This is a genomic window from Verrucosispora sp. WMMA2121, assembly GCF_027460185.1.
GTDB classification, from domain to species: Bacteria; Actinomycetota; Actinomycetes; order Mycobacteriales; family Micromonosporaceae; genus Micromonospora; species Micromonospora palythoicola.
This window is the reverse complement of the sequence record NZ_JAPZBH010000006.1, coordinates 2,714,524-2,733,721: the sequence shown is the minus strand read 5'-3', so window position 1 is coordinate 2,733,721 and position 19,198 is coordinate 2,714,524. Positions and strand designations below refer to the sequence as shown.

The window sequence follows — 19,198 nt, the reverse complement described above, 5'->3', positions numbered from 1 at the left end:
CGTGTGCAGATCCCGAAACCTGCCGGTAATGTAACGGGGATCACATTCCAAGGTCAACCGAACGGCTCGGATCACATGGACGAGGGTGCACATGTTCGCCGCGCGATCCAGGCCGCCACGGTCGGCGAGCTGGCCTGGATCGACCCGGACGGCCTACCACAGGCCCGTCCGGTCACGCCGCTGCTGCTCGGCGACCGGCCCGCCGTCGCCTTCCCGTACGCCGAGGTCACCCTGGCCCGCCGGCTGGCCGCCGCGCAGGTCGCGGCACTTGTCGTCTCCGACGACCGGCTCACCGGGCGCGGCTGGCGGCCGGTCGCGGTGACCGGCCGGCCCCGACTGACCGAGGATCGCGACGGCGCGCTGTTCACGGACCGGTTGCTCGACCAGGAACTGCGCAAGTACCCGCCGGCACGCGCGCTGATCGACTCACCGCTGCTGCGCCGGGAGCACTGGTGGTACCTGCCCCGGCTGATCGTGGTGCTGGACGTCGACACCGCCACCACGATCGGTGCCCGGCCCGACGGCACCGGCGAGGTGCTGGCGGTCGCCTGTGATGACCGGCGGCTGTACGTGGACTCGGTGACGCGGGCCGACGGCCAGGTGGGCGAGTCGGTCCGCGTACGGAGCCTCGCCGGCCGGCTACCCGCCGACGGTCCGGCGGTGCTGCTGGGGCACGACTTCTCCGCCCCCGACCTCGAACGGTGGACCCCGTGGACGATCCGGGGCGAGCTGGCCGACGGCGTCCTGGCCGTGACGGCGGCGCCGGCGCGTACCGCCCTCGCGCCGCCGCTCGGCCTGTGGCGAAGGCTGACCCGCCAGCGACGGCTCGCCCGGGCCTGCCAGGACGCCCTCGACGGCTAGGCGAGTGCCCGGCCCCTTCCGGAAAAGATTCACGTGAGTGGATATGATGGGTACTATCGCGGTTGGGAGCCGCCAGGCCGTCGCAGGCAGCGCGTTTCGCACGCCTGCCCCTTGAGATCGTCATGTCGATCGACGCATTCCTCCCGGGGTTTGGGCACCCCGGCGGGTGACACCGGCGTCGGCGGATCAACTGGAGCATCAATGAAACTCGCACGAACAGCACGTCGCCTAGGACTCGGCGCGGCCTCCGTCCTCGTCGCCGCGTTCACCATGGTCGTGGTCAATCAGCCCGGCCCGGCCTCGGCGCACGGGTCGGTCACCAACCCGCCGTCCCGCAACTACGGATGCTGGGAGCGCTGGGGTGACGACCACCTCAACCCGGCCATGGCCCAGAGCGACCCGATGTGCTGGCAGGCCTTTCAGGCCAACCCGAACACGATGTGGAACTGGAACGGCCTGTTCCGCGAGAACGTCGGCGGCAACCACCAGGCCGTCATCCCGGACGGGCAGTTGTGCAGCGGCGGCCGTACCCAGGGCGGGCTGTACGCCTCCCTCGACGCGGTCGGTGCCTGGACCGCCAAGCCGATGCCCAACAACTTCACCCTGACGCTCACCGACGGCGCCCGGCACGGTGCCGACTACATGCTCATCTACATCACCAAGCAGGGCTTCGATCCGACCACGCAGCCCCTCACCTGGAACAGTCTGGAACTGGTGCTCCGCACCGGCTCGTACCCCACCACCGGGCTCTACGAGGCACAGGTGAACGCGGGTAACCGTACCGGCCGGCACGTCGTGTACACGATCTGGCAGGCGTCCCACCTCGACCAGCCGTACTACATCTGCAGCGACGTGACCTTCGGTGGGGGCAGCAACCCGCCGCCGACCACGCCGCCGCCGACGAACCCGCCGCCGACCACCCCGCCGCCCTCGAACCCGCCGCCGACCACTCCGCCGCCGACCGGTAACGGCGCCTGCACCGCCACCTACCGCAAGACCAACGAGTGGCCCGGTGGCTTCGGTGGCGAGGTCACCGTCCGTGCCGGCAACGCCGCCATCTCCGGCTGGACCGTCAACTGGACCTGGCCCAACGGCCAGAGCATCACCAACTCCTGGAACGCGTCGATCACCTCGAGCGGCTCGTCGGTCACCGCCTCGAACGTCGGCCACAACGGGTCGTTGAGCGCCAACAGCAGCGCCACCTTCGGATTCAACGGCTCCTGGAACGGCACCAACGGCACACCCACCCTGTCCTGTACCGCCCGCTGACAGCAGCGGCGTGAGGGGTGGCGCGGACCAGCGCCACCCCTCACGCGCACCTGCGTAGCCGTCGCCCGGACGCACGCGGTGGCGGTGAACTTCGCCCTCTTCCGGGATCCGTCCTCGCCGAGGACGTCACCCACGTACCGTCGAGGCAGGCCCGCCGCCGCACAGCCCCGAGGGTCTGACGGCGGCCGGCTTCCGGTCGACCTGCCGTCACGGGGAGGGTGATGTCCTGTGTCAGGTCAGGTGACAGCCGCTCGGTCCGGCGTGCGGCCGTACGCCGTGGCGGGAGCACCGTTGCTCTGCAACGCCCGGGAACACGGGTTGTCCGGCGACGGCACCACCAACGACCAGCCGGCGCTGGCCGCACTCGTCGACCGGCTCGGTGACGCATTCGCCGCCGACGGGCGGGCACGCGTGATCTACTGCCCACCCGGGGTGTACGCGATCCGGGACGCCGGCACCGTCTGGCGCAGTGGGGTGTCCCTGAAGGGTGCCGGGCCGGGTGCCACCCGCTTCGTCCTGAGCAACGAGGGCAACCGGTCCCAGGCGGTGCCGCTCGCCTTCTACACCGCTCAACTGCACGGTGCCGGTCCGGACCGCCCCCTGGCCTACTGCACGTTCGCCGACTTCGAGATCGACGGTAAGGGCGTGGCGTCGGCGCAGTACAACCCGCTGGCGAAAGGGCTCGGGTTGCAGTACGTCAGCGGCGCTCTTTTCCGGAACCTCTTCATCCACCACACGGCCGGCACCGGCTTTGGCTGCGACTTCCTCCAGGACACCCTGGTGGAGGCGGTCCGAGTGCTGAAATGCGGCCGGATGGACAACGGGCTGGAGATGGGCGGGGCAGGAATCGGCATCGGCATCGGCGGCTGGGGCCCGATCGAACGGCTGGCCATCACCAACTGCGTCGCGGTCGGCAACGCGACGAACGGCATCTTCCTGGAGATGCAGTATCCCGACCGACCTCAGCCGCGCGGCATCCGGATCAGCGGCTGCCACGCCGAGAGCAACCGGTTCGGCATCTCCGACTGGGGTGCCGACGGGCTCATCGTCACCGAATGCATGATGATGGGAAACCTGGAGGCCGGCTTCCAGGTCTCGGCGAAGGGCACCACCGGCGTCCCCGGCAAGGGCGGCCTGCTCACCAACTGCGTCATCGACGGCAACCTGCGCGACGGGGTGAACATCGGCAACACTTCCGGCCCCTACACGGTGCGGGGTAACCGGATCACCGGGAACGGCCGGTACGGCTATCACCACCAGGATCTCGGTGACGGAGGCCGGGCCGCCGCCGAGGAGATCGTCATCGAGAGCAACGACATCTGGGGCAACAGTCGCGACGGTATCCGCTTCGATCGGCCACTGCGCGACGCCGTCATCATCAACAACCGGATCCGCAACAACGGCCGTCAGTGCGCCCCCGCCGCCTCGGGTGGCGGCGAGTCCGTCCGTTACACCCGCAACACCCTCGTCGACCAGCGCGCGGACTGGCCGGCCGACGGTCACCGCGGCAAGGTGCTCCGCGTCGGCCACCGGTACGCCGTGGTGGCCGCCAACGACGCCACCACCCTCACCCTCGCTCCCATCCGTCCCGACGACGCCAGCAGCTGGAGCGCCGACACCCCGGCGCCCGGCACGCCGTACGAGCTGCCCCCCGCGCCCCTCACCCGGGCCGGCATCACCGTCAACGCCATCGCCGACTCGGTCACGATCCGCGGCAACCTGATCCGGGACAGCGGCTCGGCCACCCAGACCCACGGGATCTGGGTCACCGACCGGGCCGACTGCGTCAACTGCCGGGTCGTGGAGAACGACCTCGACGGCAACCAGACCGTCATCCGGACCGACGGCGCCACCACGGGCGGTCGCTGGACCGGTAACCAGGACCACCAGTCGTAGGAGGTTCGCCTCGGGTGTCATCTTCCGGCACCCGGACAGACGTGAGGAAGAGGGCATGACAGCGGAACGTGATGTGCGGCATCAGCGGTGAGGCGAGGTTCAACGGCAGCACGCCCGACGTCGCCGCGGTAACCCGGATGACCGAGGCGATGCGGTCCCGGGGCCCGGACGGCGAGGGCCTGTGGAGCGATGGCTGGGTGACCCTCGGGCACCGTCGGCTGACCGTCATCGACCTGTCCGACGCGGGCGGCCAGCCCATGGTGCGCGAGGATCTCGGTCTCGCCCTGGTCTTCAACGGTTGCGTCTACAACTATCCGGAACTGCGTGCGGAGCTACGCGCTGCCGGACACACCTTCCACTCCACCAGCGACACCGAGGTGATCCTGGTGGCGTACGCCCAGTGGGGTGAGGAGTTCGTCGACCACCTGGTCGGCATGTTCGCCGTGGGCCTGGTCGACCGCGTCCGGCGTCGGCTCGTCCTGGCCCGGGACCGACTCGGCATCAAGCCCCTCTACCTCGCCGAGACGCCGGGACGGCTGCGGTTCGCCTCGACGCTGCCGGCGCTGCTCAAGGCGGGCGAGGTCAACACCGACGTGGATCCGGTGGCGCTGCACCACTACCTGTCGTGGCACTCGATCGTGCCCGCGCCCCGCACCATCCTGCGCGGTGTCCGAAAGCTGCCCCCGGCGACCGTGCGGGTCGTCGAGGCCGACGGACGCAGCCGCGATCGCCGCTACTGGCAACCCGACTACGTCCGGGATCCCGTCCACGCCGGCTGGGACGACCGGGACTGGCGGGCCGCGATCGGCGACGCGCTGCGCACCGCCGTACGACGGCGGCTCGTCGCCGACGTGCCGGTGGGCGTGCTGCTCTCCGGCGGTCTCGACTCGAGTCTCATCGTGGCTCTGCTCGCCGAGGCCGGGCAGCAGCACCTGCGCACCTTCAGCATCGGCTTCGACAGCCGGCACGGCGAGGCCGGCGACGAGTTCCACTACTCCGATCTGGTCGCCCGCGCGTACGGCACCGACCACGTCCGCATCCAGCTCGCCAACGACGACCTGGTGCCGGCCGTCCGCCGCACGGTGGAGGCGATGACCGAGCCGATGGGCAGCCACGACGTGGTCGCCTTCCATCTGCTCTCCGAGCAGGTCGCCGCACACGTGAAGGTGGCACAGTCCGGGCAGGGCGCCGACGAGGTGTTCGCCGGGTACGGCTATCACCAGCCGCTGACCGGGGTGCCTCGTGCGGAGGCGGCGCGGACCTTCATCGCCGCCTTCTTCGACCGGGACCACGCCGAGTTGATCCGCGTGGTCGGTCCGGCACACGCCGTCGACGTCGATGCCAGCCGGGACCTGGTGTTGGCGGAGCTGGAGGCGCCGGGCGCGGAGACCGCCCTGGACGCGGTGCTGCGCCTGGACACCCACCTGATGCTTCCCGACGATCCGGTCAAACGGGTGGACAGCATGAGCATGGCGTGGGGACTGGAGGTACGCACCCCGTTCCTCGACCAGGATCTGGTCGCCCTCGCGGCAGCCTGCCCGCCGCAGCACAAGGTTGCCCAGGGCGGCAAGGGCGTGCTCAAGGAGGTTGCCCGCGAGGTGCTGCCCGCGGAGGTGATCGACCGGCCGAAGGGCTACTTTCCGGTGCCCGCGCTACGCAACGTCGACGGCCCGGTCCGCGACCTCGTGGTGGCGGCGCTGCGGGCGCCGGCAGCGCGCGAGCGTGGGCTGTTCCGGCCGGCGTACGTGGACGCGCTGCTCACCGACCCCGACCAGGCGCAGGCCGCTGCGGGCAGCAACAAACTGTGGCAGCTGGGCCTGCTCGAACTCTGGCTCCAGACCCACCACATCCGCTGAGCGTGCCGGCTGCCGGTTCAGCCGGCGGTGGTCTCGGCGGCGAGGTGGTCGAGGACCGCCCGCACGTTCCCACCGGTACGCGCGATGACCCGCCGCTGCCGGGCCGCGCCGGTGCCGTCGCGGCGCAGCCGGGCCAACTGTTCCAGCACGTAGGCCAGGTCGCCGTGCCGGACCAGCGCGGGCGTCACCGTGCTGAACAGCTCCTCCACCAGGTCCCACGCCGGACGGGCACCGCCACCACGCAGGTCGACGAGTTGACCGTCCAACCCGTCGTGCGCGGCTCGCCAGTGGGCCGCCGCGAGCAGACAGCTACGCAGGTGGGGTGCCGGAACGCCGGCTCGTACCTGGTCGACCATGGTGGCGACCAGCGCTCGCACCAGGGCCGCGACCAGCACCGTGTCGTCCACCCCCGGGCAGACGTCGCCCACCCGGACCTCCACGGTGGGATAGCTGGCCGATGGTCGGGCGTACCAGTAGACCATCGCCGCGTCGAGCATGACTCCCGCATCGACCAGTTCCGCCACCGTGGCGTCGTAGTCGGCGACCGAGGCGAAGTACGGGGTGGGACCGATGCTCGGCCAGCGCTCCAGCTGCATGGAACGCCAACTCGCGTGTCCGGTGTCCGCGCCGTCGTGCAGCGGCGAGTTGGCGGTGAGCGCCTGCACCACCGGCAGCCACGGACGCAGATGGTTGCAGACCTGCACCGCCAGTTCCCGGTCCGGCAGACCGACGTGCACATGGCAGCCGCACACGGCCGGATCGTGCGCGACCGGGCCGAAACGGCGGGACATGGCGTGGTAGCGGGGTTCGTCCGGAACTGTCCGGTGCGGCTCGTGTACCGGAGTGGCACCCACCGCGACCAACCGCGCTCCCGCGGACCGCGCGGCCTCCGCCGCGGCACGCCGCAGGGTGATCAGGTGTGTCCGGAGGTCGGTCAGGTCGGCACAGACCGGGGTGACCATTTCCACCATGCTGTGCCGAAACTCCTGCCGACTCTGCTTGCGAGCCCTTCCGAGCAGGGATGTCAGTACCCGGTCGGCGACCGGCAGGCTCTCCCCGGTGTCCGGGTCCAGCAGCAGGAACTCCTCCTCCACCCCGATCGTCAGGCGCGCTGGCACGTCCACGGCACTCAGGGGTGATGCGGTGGACGGATGGTTCGTCATCGTCGGCATCCCCTCCCGCCGGCGACGGTCAGCGCCGCCGCACTCGCGGGACTTCCCGGCCACGGATCCGGCAAACGGGCACCGACGACCGGGCGGGCTCGGTATGCACCGAGCCCGCCCGGTCCGGCTCTACCCGATTCGGGCGCGGAGTGTGCCTCCGCTCATCCGATACGGCGAGTGCCCTCCTTCGGAGACATCAGGCATCTCGGAGCCGAATCTGTGGTGTGGTCAGCGTTGCAGGGTGAGCAGGCCGGGACGGTACGGCAGGCGACCGTAGTCGCCGCCGGAGCTGGGGTCACGGCCCTGGTAGAGCAGTTGCAGGTTGCACGGGTCGACGGTCATGGTCTGGTCGGCGTTGGTCCGGATCAACTCACCGTGGCTGATGTCGTTGGTCCAGGTGGCGCCGCTGTTGGCCTTACCGGCGAACGGGTTGCTCTCGGTGGCCGCCTGCGGCGTCCAACTGCCGCCCAGGCTGGTCGCGGTGAACGACCGGAAGTAGCGGCCCTGCGAACCGATCGCCTCGACGATCATCAGGTACCGCTGCTGGCCCTGCAGCTTGTACACCTGCACCGCCTCGAACAGGTTGTTCGTGGTGTCGGTCATGATCGTGGTGTAGTTCGACCCGAAGCTGCCCGGGAAGTTGCCGATCGGCATGCTGGCCCGGTAGATGCGGCCGTTGTCGCCGGCGAAGAACAGGTACATGTTCTGGTCGTCACCGATGAGCGCCTGGTCGATCGGGCCCGTACCCGAATTCGAGATCGAACCCGTGAACAACGTCTGGTGCGCCGACCAGCTGTTCACGTTCGTCGGGTTCGTCGACGTCCGGTACGAGAACGCCGGCCCACCCCACTGGTAGGCCAGCACCCAGACGTTACGCGGCGCGAAGTAGAACAACGACGGCGCGACCGCCGAGAACGGCATCGCGTTCTGGCTGGCCGAACCCATCTGGTTCCAGTTCGAGAACAACCCGAAGTTCATCGAACCCCACGACGTGCCGTTGTCATGCGTGGTCCCGTACACCAGGTGCTGACCGTTGTACGGCGCGTGGGTGAAGTCCTTCAACGACACCCAACCCGACCGCGGCTGCGCCAACGGCCCGGTCGACGACCACCGGTACGACGACGGCAGATTGCACGTACCCGACGGCGGCGGCGTCGTCGGCGTCGGGTTCCCGCCACCGTCGACCCGGACGAGCTGCCACTGCTGGTTGGCGCCGTTCCAGTCGTCGTACTGGACGATGTTTCCGCCGTCGGCGGTCGAGGCGCCCTGGACCTCCATCACCTTGTTGCTGTTCCGGTTGATCAACCGGACGTAGCCCCCGTCGGAGTCGGCCAACCGGAACTGCTGGTTCGACCCGTTGTGGTCGGACCACTGCACGATGGCGGCGCCGTTGGCGGTCGACCAGTTGTAGACGTCCAGCACCTTGTTGGACAGCCGCGACTTCAGCCGGTAGTAGCCACCGCCCGAGTCCACGAACTGCCACTGCTGCTGGTTGCCGTTGTTCCGCGACCACTGGGTGATCCGGGCGCCGTCGTTCGTGGCCAGGTTGTACACGTCGAGGGCCTTGCCGCTGTTGCGGTTGACCAACACGTACCACGCGTTCGTGTCGACCGTCGCGGCGGCGGCCGGTGTCGACACCGCCACGGCGGCGGCACTACCGGCGACGACCGCCGTGACACCCGCCGCGGCGGCCCGCAACAACCACCTACGTGGCCGCGAGGGCGGCGGGAGAGATGGAGACCTACCAAGGGCAGACATGTTCCTCCTTCAATGACCGAGAGCCGGCCGGTTCACCCGAGGACGGGCGCACCGCTCAGCACCTGCGGCGCTTCTGTTAGCGCTAACATGGATGTCCGCGTGTCCCCGCACACGCCTGGCCCATGGGCCCGACGAAGCAGGCTCGCCCGGTAAGCCGTAGGCATCGCCGTCCTTGCCCATCGACTGTGGGCGATAACATGCCGTTCGTCAAGCCGTAATGTTCCCGGAATCACGAGCTACGACGTTACGGAGATATCGGACATCCTCCGCAGGGCGACCTACACGCGCCTCCTTTGACCACCTGCGACATCGTCGCCCCAGGCGGCAGTCGGAACTCACGGCGAGCAACGACAACAGAGAGTCATGGTTACGCTAACATCGATGCTTACCAATAGTCACCCGGCCGCAGCACGGACGGGACCTTTCCGGCCGGGTCGCGGTCCGGAGCCGCCCGCCGGCACGGTCCTACGAGGCCGGACCCAACACCTTTGCCAACAGGCCGGAAAGCTGGCGCTGCTCCTGGTCGGTGAGCGATGCCAACCGCTCGGACGGAAACTCGAACGCCCCCCGGACGGCACGACGCACGTCAGCTCCCGCCGAAGTGATCAACACGCGCTTGATTCGCCGGTCGTCCGGATCGGGCACCCGGGCCACCAGGCCACGGGCCTCCAGTCGAGAGACGAGCTGGGTGACGTTCGAGGCGTCGCACCGCAACTCCAGAGCGAGCTCTCCCATCGGGCGACTGTCCTCGGGCAGGTGTTCGAGCAGACACGCCTGTGCGGCGCTGAGCCCCGCGACCTGCGCGGCACGGTCGTAGGCCGCGTCGTACGCGAAGACGAAGTCCCACAACTGCCGGGTGAGGGTGTCGGCCAACTCGGTCACGGCCCCAGATTAGTTGACTCTCTCAGGTAATGCCGTTTAGGTTGAGCAAGGAACTTTAGTGACTCAACAACATGGGGGTTCGACGTGAAGAGTCCGAGCTCGGTGCGGGCCGGTACGCCCCGCGTGCTGATTACCGGAGTCCGTGGCAAGACCGGGTCACCGCTGGCCAGGCTGCTTGTCAAGGACGAGGACGTCGAGGTGCTCGGCGGCAGCAGCAACCCGGCCTCGGTCGACCTGGATGGCGTGCGACCGACCGCCTTCTCCTGGGACGTCCCCTCCGGGTGGAAAGCGGCGACCGACGGCGTCGACGCCGTGTACCTCGTCCGACCGGATCGGGCGGACGCGCCGGACCTCATCGGCGCGCTGCTCGATGAGACGCCCGCTCAGGCCCGGATCGTCCTGCTGTCCGAGCAGGACGCCGACTACATGGGTGCCGACGGATGGGCACCGCGCGCCGAGCGGGCGGTTCGCGACAGTGGGCACGCCTGGACGATCCTGCGGCCCAGCTGGTTCATGCAGGTTTTCACCGACCCGCGGTTCTACCGTGATCAGATCGCCGACGGGAAGCTGCCGTTCTCCAGCGGCGGCGCCAGCCTGGCCTGGATCGATGCCCGCGACATCGCCGCCGTGGCCGAGCGGGCGCTGCTGGACGAGAAGCACGCCGGCCAGGTGTACGAACTCACCGGCCCGGAGTCACTCACACTGCCGCGCACCGCGGAGCTGCTCGCCGCCGCGGCAGGACGTCCCGTTGCCCTGCACGAGATGACCGTCGACGAGGCCGTCGACGGGACCACCGGGTTCGAACGGGAACTCTTCGCGCTGACCTTCGAGCGCGTACGGGCGGGTAGCTTCGCGGAGGTCACCGAGGCCGTCGAGCGGGTGACCGGACGACCCGCGCGAACCTTGCCGGCATTCCTGGCCGAGGCCGGGCCGCCCTTCGGTCGGGCGACCTGACCCTGGCCGGGGCGACGAGCAGCAGTGCTGCGGAAACCTCGGGCCAGGTCGTCAGCTCGTCGGCAGCCGCCGCCGGATCGCCGGCCGGTGGGCAGGGAGCGCGACGGAGTCCAGGTCGGCGACGACGGCGTCGAGCAGCCGGCTGATCCGTGGTTCTCCGTCGGCGGTGTTGCGCAGCTCGTCGACGATCATCGCCAGGTAGGTGTCGTAGGTGGGGCGGTTCGCCAGGACCCGTACCGTGCCGTCGTCGTCGCGTACGATCCCGACCGGATCGGGCCGGGTCGCGAGCCGACGGAGCAGGTCGTGTGCCTCCTGGACGGCGCGTACGGCGGTGGTGACGTCGTTGGAGGCGGGGGACAGCGCACGCGTGGCGATGTCCCCCAGCTGACGGAGGCCGAACCCCACGTCCTGGCCCGGTGTGCGCTCGACGTCGATGGTGACCGAGTTGGCGACGCGTTCGTCGGGCAGTGGACGCGGCCCGACGCCGGGCAGCCGGTGGCAGTGCAGCAACGGCGCACCGGCGACCACGAAGTCTCCCGGCGCCGGTACGACGGTGATCGCGCAGTCGTGTTCCCGCGCCAGCCGGGCGAGCAGGGCGAGGTCGACGCTGGTGACCAGTCCCGCCGCCGTGGCCGGCACGACCTGCACCACCTCGCCGATGATCTCGGCCGGCTCCTCGTGCTCCGGCACGTGCCGGTCGATCGTCCGGCGGGTCTGTGCGCCGATGGCGACGATGATGTGCGACACCCGCATCACGGTGGTGATGTGGTGCAGGTAGTAGATGAACATCGCGGTGCTGGCCAGCACGAGCGACATCGACACGGCGAGGGAGAGTTCGGGCAGCCGGTCGCTGTCGCGGGCCGGCAGCGCGGCGAGTACCACCATCGCGAAGAGGAACGTCGCCACGAACGTCCCGAGCGTGGACTGGATGACCCGGTCCTGCAGGAACGTACGCAGTACCCGTGGGGAGTACTGGCTGCTGGCCAGTTGCAGCGCCACGACCGTGATGGAGAAGACCAGCGCGGTGAACGAGATCATCGCCGTGATGATCGACGACAACAGGGATCGGGCACCGGGAGGGCCGCTGGGCAGAATGCTCTCCACCGGCAGCCGCAGCCGCAGTTCCAGCACCGACAGGCCGATGGCCAGCACGACCGCACTCGCCGCGAAGAGTGCCGGAATGAGCCAGAAACTCTGCCGTATCTCGGCGAGCCGGGCGGCGCCGGTCCGGGGCCGCCTCATGTCGCCGTAGCCTTTCGCTCCCGCTCGGCGCTGAGGAAGAAGGCGCCGAACGCACCGGCAAGGGTGCCGAACACGACCACCGAGTAGATCGCGAGCACCAGTTCGACGACCTGGGCGAACGGATCGTCCGCACCGAGTGGTTCACCCGTGATGGTGGCCAGGGCGACGTCGTGCAGCGCCGGTCCGTACGACCGGTAGGAACCGGTGACGACGAGCAGTTGGCCCACGCTGAGGACGACCGTCGTCGTGATGATCGCCAGCCACGCGATCCGGTCGGTCAGCAGCCGGCCGGCGGAGCGCGAGCCGCGTACCGCCGCGGTGATGACACCGCCGGCTCGGGCGGCGCGCAGCGCGGAGGCGGCCCGGGCGAAGCGGAGAAACGGCACGGCGAGGAAGATGATCTGCCACCAGTTGCGTCGCCAGAACCGGCGGGCGTCATGGCGGGCCAGCCAGGCGCGCAGGGCGAATTCGGCCACGAACACCGCCCACAGCACCCAGCCCAGGACGGTCAGAGCGGTGGACAGCGTGGGATGTCCGGCGAGCGCCTGCCCGAGGACGACCAGGACGAAGAGCACACCGAGGGCACCCATCGGTTTGTCGAGCCGCCGGGCGACGCCGTGCAGTACCGCGTCCTCGGGCGTCCGCTCACCGTCGGTGGGCCGGCTCATCGCCGCGCCGGCCGGTTCACCGGTACCCCGTCCACCCGCGCTCGCTCCTGGTGTCCTCCGGGAGCGTTGGGCGGGTCACGGTGATGTCCTCCTGGCGGTCGTGCGGCAGAGCCGTGGTCGGCCGCCTGGCAGTGCGCTACCCGAGATCACCGACCGCAAACGTCGAGCGCCGAACTACGCCGACCGTCACAGTCACGGGCAGAGACCGTCATCGGTTCGTCGTGTTGTCCGCCGTGGCCGCCGGGTAGGGCAGTCCTAGCAGACCCCGTCCCCTGAAGGAGTCAGCCATGACCCACCCGTGGTTCTTTCCCCATGACCTGCCCCCGCTGTTCTACGCCGAGCCCACCACCGCGGACACCCGACTGGCCTGTCGGTTGCTCACGCGCATGCAGCAGGATCCGCGACTGCGTCACGAGCGCATCTGCATCGAGGTGCAGAACCGGGTGGTGGTGCTCGAGGGCACGGTCAGCACGGCCGGGCTGAGCGCCGAGGCGCATGCTCTCGCCTGGCGCACGCCGGGAGTGCACGATGTCAGCAACCGGCTCCGGCACCTGGACGGGTGACCTGACCGGCGGGGCTCTTTGCGGGCCCCGGGTTGGGGTACATCACCACGATGGTGCTGAACAATCCTGCCGACCTGGTACGCCTGCTCGTGATCGCGTTGGTCGTCTACCCGGCGCTCGTGGTGGTCCTGCGGGTTTCCGGCAAGCGGACGCTGTCCAAGCTGAACGCCTTCGACTTCGTGGTCACGGTCGCGCTGGGCTCGACGCTGGCGACGATCCTGCTGTCGCGGGACGTGTCGCTGGTGGAGGGAATCCTCGCCCTGATCCTGCTGGTGGCGTTGCAGTACGTGGTCGCGCTGCTCGCCGTCCGCTGGCCGCCGTCGCAGAAGGTGCTCAAGGCCCGGCCCACCATGCTGCTACGGGACGGGCGGCTACGAACCGAGACGTTGCGGTCGACCCGGGTGGCGGAGAGCGAGATCCGGCAGGCCGCTCGCAGCCAGGGCGCGGGCGACCTGCACAACCTTGCCGCCGTGGTGCTGGAGACCGACGGCAGCCTGAGCATCATCACCCGCGAGCAGCTCGGCGACGGCAGTACCCTCGTCGATGTGCGCGACGAGGGACGGTAGCCGCCAGGCCGACGAACGCCGGTCCGCCCCTGTCAGCCCTCGATCGGTGGACGGTCGATGTTGAGATGGAAGGCGCGCTCCTCCGCCTCCTGACGCGCCGCGACGAAGTCGCGCTGCCAGTCCTGGGCATCGTCCGGGATCCGCGCCACCACGTGCTCACCGTGCACCCGCCCGTCCGCGTCGGTCAGGGTGACCCCGACGACGGTGTGCCCACGCCCGGGTATGGCGTAGTGCCGCACCGCCCAGCGGGCGGACGCCTGCGCGGCGTGACGTCGGCGTCGGGCGCCGCCGGTCAGAACCGCGGAAACCAGCAGGACGGCGGCCAGCACAACCACGGAGACGGCCAGGAACGCGATGATCCGCACCCGCCCGAGGCTACCTCGCCGCCTGCCGATGCTGCGGCGTACGAGCAGGCCACCGGAGAACCGGACGCACCCGGTCACGACCGCCGAGACGCCTCGGCTCCGACCCGGTCGTGCCGGGCCGGAGCCGAGTTGTGCCTGACGGTCGGGTGGATCAGGTGACGTTGATGTCGCTGCACCACATGTAGGTCTGGTCCATGTGTGACGCCTTCCAGATCACGAAGAGGACGTGCTGGCCGCTACGCCCGGACGGGATCGAGACGTTGAACGAGATGTTCTGCGTCGGCGCGTAGCGCCCGGTCTGCAGGATCTGGTCGATGTTTCCCCAACCGACGCGCTGCGAGTTCGGATTGAAACCCTGCCGGGTGACGTAGACCCGGAAGAAGTCAGCGCCGTGGCTGGCCTGGTCGTAGAACCGCAGCGTGAAGTTGCGGCTGACGTTCGTCGCCTTCCAGGCGCCCGGCTGGTTCAGGGCGTCGTTCCGGGAGAGGGCGTTGCTGCAGAGCTGCCCGTCGGGCGTACGGGCCTGGTACTGCCCGCCGAGGCCGTCCCGCAGCTGGCTCATCCAGTTCCACATGGTGTCCGGGTTGGCCTGGAACGCCCGGTGGCACATCGGGTCCTGCGTCTGCATCGCCGGATCCATGTGCCGGTGGCCCCAGTTCTGCCAGCACTGGTACGCGCGGGTCGCCGGGTTGATCACGGTGCCGTGGGCCTGGGCGGCACCCGTCCAGGGCAGCAGGGCGGCCACCACGGCGAGGGCCAGGACCAGCGCCCGGACGGTCGGCCGGGATCGCCGGCCGGATCGGTGGGGATGGTGTGAACTCACGGTGCATCCTCCATTTCTGAGACGCTCACCGGGACGGGTTTGGGAGCGCTTCCAGCGAGTATCACACCAATCGGACAAGATATCAATGATCGTCTATTGATATCGGTTGTTCGGATTTCGCCACCGTCGTCTTGATCTACGCGCCACCACTCCACCTCGAATATCCGGGAGAAAGGCGCATTAAAAAGATCGAAAATTGCCGCGATCACCGGCTCGGCGGCGAGTCGCGCGCCGATGGCGAAGCGTCTCAGTGGACCCCGGCATGGTCGGGGACACGCTGGGTCGCATCGCGGACCTCGCCGACGAGCTTCTCCACCACGTCCTCCAGGGCGGCCAGGCCGAGAAGCTCACCGGTCGAGTCGACGATGGTGGCGAGATGGGCACCCCGCTGTTGCATGACGGTGAGGGCGTCGCGCAGCGGCCGGGCGGCATCCAGGGTGACGAGCGGGCGGATCAGTGCCGGGTCGAGCGGCTCCTCGTGCTGTTCCGCTGGCAGTCCAAGGATGTCCTTGACGTGAACGTATCCGGTGAGGCTGCCCTGCGGATCGGTGAGCGGAAAACGTGAGTATCCGGTCGCCGCGCACTGGCGTTCAAGCTCCGCCACGGGGGTGTCCTGAGGCAGCGTGACCAGTGCGGCCAGCGGAAGCGCCACGGCGGCGGCGGGTTGATCGTTGAAGGCCAGCGCTCCGGTGAGCAGGTCGTGCTCGTGCTGGTCGATAAGTCCTTCCTGCCGGGACTGGGCGATGAAGCCGGCGATCTCCTCGTTCGTGAAGGTGGAGGCGACTTCGTCCCTCGGCGTGACCCGGAGAAGACGTAGAACCGCGTTGGCGATCTGGTTGAGCAGCCAGATCAGCGGGCGGAGAACAGTGACGATGCCGTATAGCACCGGGCCCAGGATCAGCGCGGAGCGCTCCGGACCCGCGAGGGCGATGTTCTTGGGCACCATCTCGCCGAGCACCATGTGCAGGAACACGACGACGGCCAGAGCGATGGTGAACGCGATCGGGTGCAGTAGCGCCTCGGGCACGCCGACGGCGGCGAAGGGCTTCTCCAGCAGATGCGCCACGGCAGGTTCGCCGATCGCACCCAGGCCGAGGGAGCAGACCGTGATGCCGAGTTGCGCGCCGGCCATCATCAGGGAGACGTTCTCCATCGCCCGCAGCGTGACACGGGCGATGGACGAGCCGGCCGCCGCACGCGGTTCGATCTGCGTACGCCGGGCGGAGATCAGCGCGAACTCCGCCCCGACGAAGAAGGCATTGCCGGCCAGCAGCACGACGGCCAACAGGATCGCGGTGGCGTCACTCATGACGAGGTTTCCTTGCTGGGCTGGTTGTCGACGCAGGGACGCAGGGCGAGCCGGTCGACCCGGCGGCCGTCGAGCCGAATGACCGCGAGTTCCGCCCGGGCAGAGGTGGGTAGACCATCGGCGTCGGGGTGGTTCCGGTCGGCGACGGACACGGTGATGGTGTCACCGACCTGCGGGAAACGGCCGAGGCGCTCGGTCACCAGCCCGCCGAGGGTGTCTGAGTCCCGTGCCTCCGGAAGGTCGAGGCCGATCAGCCGGGACGCCTCGTCGGGACGAAGCAGGCCGGACAGGGTCCAGGTACCGTCGGCGCTGCGGTGGTGGCGGCGGTGGGGAGCGTCCTGCTCGTCCGCGATCTCACCGACGATCTCCTCGACGAGGTCTTCCAGGGTCACGACGCCGGCGGTGCCGCCGTACTCGTCGACGACTACCGCCACCTGCAACCCGTGCCCGCGCAGGACCGCCAGCAGCGGGTCGAGCGGCATGGTCTCGGGCACCTCCGGAAGATCCACCATGATCGCCCGGATCGGACGGGTGGTCCGCTGTGCGGTGGGCACCGCCAGGACGTGCTTGAAGTGCACTACGCCGATGACGTCGTCCACGCCGGCACCGGTGACCGGGAATCGGGCGTGACCGCTGCCGGCGGCGAGGCTGAGCACCTGCCCTGCGGGCGCGTCGGCGGAGACGAACTGAACCCGATTACGCGGCGTCATGACGTCGGCCGCCGTACGCTCGCCAAAATCGATCGAGCGCGCGACGAGTTCCGCCGTCCGCGCGTCGAGCGTGCCCTCATGCCCGGACCGGGTGACCAGCGACGCGAGTTCCTGCGGAGAGCGAGCCGAGGCCAACTCCTCGGTCGGTTCGATGCCCATCAGGCGCAGAATCCGGTTCGCCGTACCGTTGAGGAACCGGATCAGCGGACCGGCGGCGGTCGTGAAGCCACGCTGTGCTCCCGCCACGGCGCGGCCGACGCGCAGCGGTTCCGCTATCGCCCAGTTCTTCGGTACGAGTTCACCGAAGACCATCTGGAAGCCGGTCGCCAGCGCCAGCGCCAGCGTCACCGACAGGGCGGTGACCGCCGAGTCGGACAGCCCGGTCATTCCGAGCGGGCCACGCAACAGCGCGGCCAGTGACGGTTCGGCCAGAAAGCCGACCACCAGACTGGTGACGGTGATGCCCAACTGAGCTCCGGACAGCTGGGTGGACAACGTCCGCAGCCCCTTGAGCAGGCCGGCGGACCGGCGGTCACCGGCCTCCGCCCCGCGCTCGACCGTCGCCCGGTCGACCGTCACGAAGGCGAACTCCGCGGCCACGAACACCGCGTTCGCCGCGATCAGCAGCACCGCCACGGCCAGCAGCAGCCACTCGGTCACCGGCAGAACCTCGCTCGGCCCACGGGTTTCGCAGAACTGGGAGGCTCACCGTCGTCGGACATGCCAGCCAGCGTAGGCAGGCATCCTGAGTCGTTGCTGTGTGCCCGACACCCGAAGGCGACCCGTCGAACGCCCACCCAGCGCGGGTGGCCGCTGTCCGCACTCATCCGTCCGTATGCCAGGTTGTCGGGTGCCCCGTCGTTCCCTTCCCACCATCGCTACGGTTGATGCTCCGGGTGGGCCGGGCATGGGAGGCGTCGAACAGGCCGTGGGTGGCTATGGCGTGCAGGTCACGCTGGTGCTGGTGTTGGTACTGGTGAACGCGGTGTTTGCGGGCAGCGAGATGGCTCTGGTGTCGCTACGGGAGAGCCAACTGGAGCGCCTTGAGCGAACCTCCCGAGGGGGACGGGTGCTCGCCAGGTTGGCACGGGACCCGAACCGGTTTCTGGCCACGATCCAGATCGGTATCACCCTGGCGGGCTTCCTGGCGTCGGCAGCGGCGGCGGTGTCCCTGGCCCAGCCACTCGTCGAACCCCTGGGATTCCTCGGTGGCGCCGCCGAGCCGGCGTCCATCGTCGTGGTGACCATACTGCTGACGTTCGTCACCCTGGTCCTGGGCGAGTTGGCGCCCAAACGCATCGCGATGCAGCGCGCCGAGGGATGGGCGCTGCTCGTCGCCCGCCCGCTGGACGCGCTGTCGACGGTCTCCCGGCCGGCCGTGTGGCTGTTGAGCGCCGCCAGCGACGCGGTCGTCCGGATGACCGGCGGCGATCCGGGGGCGCGGCGGGAGGAGGTCACCACCGAGGAGTTGCGGGACATGGTGGCCGCGCAGCGTAACCTCACCCCCGAGCACCGGATGATCATTTCAGGGGCGTTCGAGGTCGCCGAGCGGGTCCTGCGAGAGATCTTGGTCCCTCGTCGCGATGTCGTCACCCTCAGCGATTCACTGTCCGCACCGCAGGCACTGCGGGAGTTGGGCGCGTCGGGGCAGACCCGCGCCCCCGTGGTGGGGCGGGGCGGTCTGGACGACACGGTCGGCCTGGTGCACATGCGGGACCTGCTCGACCAGGAGGGGCCGGTTGCCGCATACGTCAGCCCGCCGTTGTACCTGCCGGAGACGTTGAAGGTCACCGAGGCGATCCGGGAGATGCGTCAGCAGCGGCAGCAGTTCGCTCTCGTGGTCGACGAGCGCGGTGCGATCGACGGGATCGTCACGATGGAGGACCTGGTCGAGGAGATCGTCGGGGAGATCTACGACGAGACCGACAGGGACGTCCAGTCGGTGATTCGAGAGCCTGACGGCGCACTGCTGATGCCCGGCGGCTTCCCGCTGCACGACCTGCCGGACGTGGGCGTCGACCTTCCCGACGATCTGCTCGAGGCGGGCGACTACACCACCGTGGCCGGCCTGGTGCTGGCCCATCTCGGCCACATCCCGAAGGCACCGGGCGAGGTGGTCGAGTTGCCAGGCCTGACGGCGGAGGTGACCGAGGTGTCCGGCCGAGCCATCGCCCGGGTGCGGCTGCGCAGCGCGCCGCCAGGTATCGGCGCGCACGAGGCCGCCTGACCGGAAATTGACATCTTCGGGTTGCCGGAAGATGTCGAAAACCATGAACACCCCTCAGTAGTCGAGGGGACACACTCAGCTATCTC

Annotated in this window: 17 protein-coding genes; 8 read left to right on the top strand and 9 right to left on the bottom strand. The window is 69.4% G+C overall.

Annotation, left to right across the window (positions count from 1 at the left end; all coding sequences use genetic code 11):
* Window positions 1-75 precede the first annotated feature (75 nt).
* The 4 genes from O7605_RS21295 (at window position 76) to O7605_RS21280 (ending at window position 5,882) form a co-directional block, all read left to right on the top strand.
* Window positions 76-861 (top strand): pyridoxamine 5'-phosphate oxidase family protein, encoded by a 786-nt coding sequence (locus tag O7605_RS21295; RefSeq protein WP_269740795.1) that lies wholly within the window; start codon window positions 76-78, stop codon window positions 859-861.
* A 201-nt stretch (window positions 862-1,062) separates the two neighbouring features.
* Window positions 1,063-2,130, top strand: a complete 1,068-nt coding sequence (locus O7605_RS21290; RefSeq protein WP_269740794.1) for a lytic polysaccharide monooxygenase auxiliary activity family 9 protein — start codon at window positions 1,063-1,065, stop codon at window positions 2,128-2,130.
* Window positions 2,131-2,358: 228 nt separating this feature from the next.
* Window positions 2,359-4,026, top strand: coding sequence for a right-handed parallel beta-helix repeat-containing protein (locus tag O7605_RS21285; RefSeq protein ID WP_443083957.1), 1,668 nt, complete (start codon window positions 2,359-2,361; stop codon window positions 4,024-4,026).
* A gap of 71 nt (window positions 4,027-4,097) precedes the next feature.
* The gene (locus tag O7605_RS21280; RefSeq protein ID WP_269740792.1) at window positions 4,098-5,882 is read left to right on the top strand and encodes an N-acetylglutaminylglutamine amidotransferase; all 1,785 of its coding nucleotides are present in this window, start codon (window positions 4,098-4,100) and stop codon (window positions 5,880-5,882) included.
* 17 nt (window positions 5,883-5,899) lie between these two features.
* Here O7605_RS21280 and O7605_RS21275 read toward each other — a convergent pair whose 3' ends face one another.
* From O7605_RS21275 to O7605_RS21265, 3 genes are all read right to left on the bottom strand, one after another.
* Window positions 5,900-7,045, bottom strand: a complete 1,146-nt coding sequence (locus O7605_RS21275) for a carboxylate-amine ligase (RefSeq protein WP_269740791.1) — start codon at window positions 7,043-7,045, stop codon at window positions 5,900-5,902.
* 228 nt (window positions 7,046-7,273) lie between these two features.
* Window positions 7,274-8,803 carry a non-reducing end alpha-L-arabinofuranosidase family hydrolase gene (locus O7605_RS21270; RefSeq protein ID WP_269740790.1) on the bottom strand — a complete coding sequence of 510 codons (1,530 nt, stop codon included), beginning with the start codon at window positions 8,801-8,803 and terminating at the stop codon, window positions 7,274-7,276.
* A gap of 465 nt (window positions 8,804-9,268) precedes the next feature.
* Entirely contained in the window at window positions 9,269-9,685 is a 417-nt protein-coding gene (locus O7605_RS21265) for a MarR family winged helix-turn-helix transcriptional regulator (protein WP_269740789.1), read from the bottom strand.
* A gap of 84 nt (window positions 9,686-9,769) precedes the next feature.
* Between O7605_RS21265 and O7605_RS21260 the strand changes: the two genes are divergently transcribed.
* A complete protein-coding gene (locus tag O7605_RS21260) occupies window positions 9,770-10,639 on the top strand; it encodes an NAD(P)H-binding protein (protein WP_269740788.1) in 870 nt (289 codons plus the stop codon).
* Window positions 10,640-10,690: 51 nt separating this feature from the next.
* On the opposite strand, the gene O7605_RS21255 is transcribed toward O7605_RS21260, so the two are convergent.
* Window positions 10,691-11,881 carry a DUF2254 domain-containing protein gene (locus O7605_RS21255; RefSeq protein ID WP_269740787.1) on the bottom strand — a complete coding sequence of 397 codons (1,191 nt, stop codon included), beginning with the start codon at window positions 11,879-11,881 and terminating at the stop codon, window positions 10,691-10,693.
* Window positions 11,878-12,549 (bottom strand): hypothetical protein, encoded by a 672-nt coding sequence (locus O7605_RS21250; protein WP_269740786.1) that lies wholly within the window; start codon window positions 12,547-12,549, stop codon window positions 11,878-11,880. The genes O7605_RS21255 and O7605_RS21250 overlap by 4 nt, the downstream gene beginning before the upstream one ends.
* A gap of 287 nt (window positions 12,550-12,836) precedes the next feature.
* Between O7605_RS21250 and O7605_RS21245 the strand changes: the two genes are divergently transcribed.
* Complete coding sequence (locus O7605_RS21245; RefSeq protein ID WP_269740785.1) at window positions 12,837-13,112, top strand: BON domain-containing protein; 276 nt, start codon at window positions 12,837-12,839, stop codon at window positions 13,110-13,112.
* A gap of 50 nt (window positions 13,113-13,162) precedes the next feature.
* A complete protein-coding gene (locus O7605_RS21240) occupies window positions 13,163-13,678 on the top strand; it encodes a DUF421 domain-containing protein (RefSeq protein ID WP_269740784.1) in 516 nt (171 codons plus the stop codon).
* A 32-nt stretch (window positions 13,679-13,710) separates the two neighbouring features.
* Here the strand turns inward: O7605_RS21240 and O7605_RS21235 are convergent, their stop codons facing one another.
* The 4 genes from O7605_RS21235 to O7605_RS21220 all read right to left on the bottom strand — a co-directional run bounded on the left by O7605_RS21235 (window position 13,711) and on the right by O7605_RS21220 (window position 17,545).
* Entirely contained in the window at window positions 13,711-14,043 is a 333-nt protein-coding gene (locus O7605_RS21235) for a hypothetical protein (protein ID WP_269740783.1), read from the bottom strand.
* Between the two features lie 151 nt (window positions 14,044-14,194).
* Complete coding sequence (locus tag O7605_RS21230) at window positions 14,195-14,866, bottom strand: lytic polysaccharide monooxygenase auxiliary activity family 9 protein (RefSeq protein ID WP_269740782.1); 672 nt, start codon at window positions 14,864-14,866, stop codon at window positions 14,195-14,197.
* 247 nt (window positions 14,867-15,113) lie between these two features.
* Window positions 15,114-16,175: a hemolysin family protein gene (locus O7605_RS21225; RefSeq protein WP_269740781.1), complete on the bottom strand. Its 1,062-nt coding sequence runs from the start codon at window positions 16,173-16,175 to the stop codon at window positions 15,114-15,116.
* Window positions 16,172-17,545 (bottom strand): hemolysin family protein, encoded by a 1,374-nt coding sequence (locus O7605_RS21220; RefSeq protein WP_269740780.1) that lies wholly within the window; start codon window positions 17,543-17,545, stop codon window positions 16,172-16,174. Before O7605_RS21220 ends, O7605_RS21225 begins: the two co-directional genes overlap by 4 nt.
* Before the next feature lie 247 nt (window positions 17,546-17,792).
* On the opposite strand from O7605_RS21220, the gene O7605_RS21215 reads away from it, so the two are divergent.
* On the top strand, window positions 17,793-19,112 hold the full coding sequence (locus tag O7605_RS21215; protein WP_269740779.1) for a hemolysin family protein: 1,320 nt from the start codon (window positions 17,793-17,795) through the stop codon (window positions 19,110-19,112).
* Window positions 19,113-19,198 lie beyond the last annotated feature (86 nt).